The 3,288-nt window shown below is 38.1% G+C and carries 2 protein-coding genes; one reads left to right on the top strand and one right to left on the bottom strand.

Annotated features, from left to right (window positions below; all coding sequences use genetic code 11):
* Positions 1 to 590 precede the first annotated feature (590 nt).
* Complete coding sequence (locus tag CDZ78_RS12885) at positions 591 to 971, top strand: group I truncated hemoglobin (RefSeq protein ID WP_087870378.1); 381 nt, start codon at positions 591 to 593, stop codon at positions 969 to 971.
* Positions 972 to 1,132: 161 nt separating this feature from the next.
* On the opposite strand, the gene CDZ78_RS12880 is transcribed toward CDZ78_RS12885, so the two are convergent.
* Positions 1,133 to 3,202, bottom strand: coding sequence for a cation:proton antiporter (locus CDZ78_RS12880; RefSeq protein ID WP_280175580.1), 2,070 nt, complete (start codon positions 3,200 to 3,202; stop codon positions 1,133 to 1,135).
* Positions 3,203 to 3,288 lie beyond the last annotated feature (86 nt).

Raw genomic sequence — 3,288 nt, 5'->3', positions numbered from 1 at the left:
AGCGTTAGCGAAGGTGGAGACAAAATAAAAGGCCATCCGACACGGCGTCAAGTCATTCGCTTAAAATCAGGGAAACGGAGCCTAAGCGGAGTGATGATTTTTAGTCCCTGGTAGGCGACAGGGCAATTCGCTGATCCGAAGTGCGCTAGTAGCGCGCGAGGGAGGCAAGAATTGCATTCCGAATAGCCGTCCAGCCATTTGAGGTAGTCTTAACGGAGCAGGGTTTTGTGCGTAGTTGAGACGGACGCAGGGCGACAGGGCATCTCCCATTCGCTGCGTAGGCGAATGAATGTTGGTGACAGGAGTCCCAGAATGTTGTGAGGTAGCATGGCGCGCCTGCAGTTATCTGTAGAGAATATTATTGCAGCGCATAATCAACTTGAGGATGGCTCTTGTATTGGGAAAATAGTACTAGTCAGGTAAGGGGAGTTGTTACTGTTGAAGCTATACACTAACTCACATCTTGCTCTCGACAAAAGTCGACAACTATATGAGAGTTTTTTAATGTTCTTTAATTGCATAGTAAGCACATACTTGCTACTATCAAGTTTCTGTAATCGTGTATAACAATAACAAAGAGGAAAAAAACGATGAGTGAAGAAGCAACAGCAAGTCTATATGATCAAATTGGTGGAGAAGCAGCAGTTGATGCTGCAGTTAACTTATTTTATCGTAAAGTTTTAAGTGATCACCGTATTAACCGTTTTTTTGATAAAACTAATATGGAAGAGCAAATTGCCAAACAAAAAGCTTTTTTTACCATGGCATTTGGCGGACCCAATAATTATACGGGTGGCGATATGCGTACAGTACATGCACATTTAGTGAAAATGGGTTTAAATAGCTCTCATTTTGATGCTGTTATGGAACATTTAGGTGCAACTCTGACTGAGTTGAATGTGCCGGGTGATCTTATTGCTCAAGCAGCTGCAATTGCAGAAAGCACACGTAATGATGTGTTAGGTAAGTAAAGTAATTTTATGCCTTCCTAATATAAATGTAGGAAGGCATTGCTTTGTTGGTCAAAGCAAAAATTGTAACATTTATAAATCCCCTCCCCATAATCCAGTCTGTATCACGGCACTTATATTTCTCTTCCCACAAATTTTTCAGGTTAATTCAATTAAGTATTTTAGCGTTTACTGCTAGCATCGGAATTTAAAGCTTGAGGAGTTCCAGCAATAATTTCATTTTTAAGCAATAAATATAATTTGCTGGAAATAATTTCATGCTTATGTAAATCTTTTAAGGTATCTGCCTGAGTAATGTCTAGCAAAGCTTTTGCTGATTGTTCATTCATATCATCGACAAGGTCTTTATTCGACTGAATTTCTTCCGCCATTTGCTGCACCGTTTTATTTTTTAAGTATTGATAAATATTTTCAACATTTTGAAAGGCCTTAGGGTCATCAAAGATTTCGATTAAGGGTGAGTTTTTTATTAAAGCCAAGTCAGAAATAACTTTGTTAATCAGTTTGTATTGAGTTCGGTAATAGAGATACAGCTCTTGTGTTTCACTTAAACTCGTGGATGATAAGAAAAAACGTTTGAATTTACCTAACCACGAATCTAAATAAGCATTGAGTGATTTTAATTGTGGTCGATCCTGTTCAACCCGCTCTGTTTGTGTTTCTAAAATCAATAAATTCTTTTTGTATATATTTTCATTGATTTCACCACGCCTGAATATTTCTTTTAGTTCGATTTTCTGTAGAGCCAGGGTATAAATACGCAGCATATTTTCAACAACATGGCTTGGATCTTTGGTTTTTTCATTACATTGCTGACATATAAGCAGGTATAGAGTCTGGTGTTTGCCCGTTAGAGTTTTGTACTGTGCTTCACTGATATCCCGATGCTCGTAGAGTTCTTTGACTCTAGCATTCAAACTTTGATAAATGAGAGCCTTACTTTTAAAGTAACTCATTTGCTCGTGTGGTAATAGAGCATCAATTTTTAGCCAGCGTATCACTTTTCCTATCGTGGTTGCTTTAACCAGCAGGGTGAAATAAATACTACCGATAGTAATCGCTGTTATGAATTCTTTGATTGAAAAGTCATAATCCCAGTTGGGAAGACTTAAGTCATCCGGTATGAGCATAACCATGACAACCGCAATTGCTCCTCGTAAGCTGCCCCAGGAGAGTAAATGTTGCCAGTTTAAGGGAATGCTTTCTTCTGATTTTATCTGGTTGGCAATGCCAATTGATCCATAAATTGATACTGCCCGGGCAACGTTTACTACTAAAATCATTATCAAAATTGGCAAGATCGCAACATTGATAGAAATGGATAGACTGGTAAACAATAAGCCCATCAGAATAAAGACCAGGGAGTTGGCTAAAAAGGCAAAATAGCTCCAGAATTTTTCCATATACTCTTCAACCCCAACAGACATTTTAAATCGTCCAAAATTACCCATGACTATGGAAGAAACAAGTGTAGCGATGATGGAAGATATTTGAAGGTGGTGGCCACTGATTACTAATTTTTCAGAGATAAGTTCCGCTAATAAAAAGGTAAAATGGGCGACTAATAAAGTCAGGGTGATTTCAAGGTGCTCATGACCTTTAACCCACTCAATAAGTTTGGAAAAGAAAAAGCCCATCAATAAGCCAAAAAGACCACCGCCAATAATCATAGTGAAGAATGAAAAAAGGCCTTGCATAACTGTTGTAACGCCATTAAAGCCATACAACATAATTTCCAGGAAGACTAGAAAAATTGCAAAAGCGGTTCCGTCATTAAACAGACTTTCGCCCTCAAATATCAAGGTTAAACGACGTGGAGCTCCGAATTCTTTAAATAAAGATAGGACAGCAACTGGGTCAGTTGCCGAAATAATGGCGCCAAAGAGTAAAGTAACTAACAGTGGAATATCAAAGCCTAGGAGCTGAAAAGCCCAACGACCGACAAAGCCAATAAAAAAGGTTGAAATCAATAAGCCTACAATTGCCAGCATACTGATGGCAAATTTGTTTTCCTTAATATTTCGAATCTTGATGTTGTAGGCAGATTCAAAAATCAGGATGGGTAGAAAAACAAAAAACAATAGTTCTGGCGTTAATTGAAAACTAGTGACAAAGGAAAGGGCTTCTATTTTAGACAGCGGCACTAGCAATGAACCGCCAATGACTAGCAGCACTGTATAAGGGATCCGCATTTTTAGAGATATGATGTTAATACCTAAGGAAAATAGCATTAGGGTAAAAACGGATAAATAAACGTCAAGTGTCATATATTTCCTGGTATCAATTGTTTTCTAAGGTCTATTTTATCAAAGCTCAG

It is taken from the genome of Bathymodiolus platifrons methanotrophic gill symbiont (assembly GCF_002189065.1).
Classification (GTDB): domain Bacteria; phylum Pseudomonadota; class Gammaproteobacteria; order Methylococcales; family Methylomonadaceae; genus Methyloprofundus.
This window is presented reverse-complemented; position numbering and strand designations above follow the sequence as displayed.

Excerpts from the sequence above, each read along its gene's own strand:
- CDZ78_RS12885 (WP_087870378.1), top strand. The coding sequence starts at position 591 with ATGAGTGAAGAAGCAACAGCAAGTCTATATGATCAAATTGGTGGAGAA.
- CDZ78_RS12880 (WP_280175580.1), bottom strand. The coding sequence starts at position 3,202 with ATGCTATTTTCCTTAGGTATTAACATCATATCTCTAAAAATGCGGATC.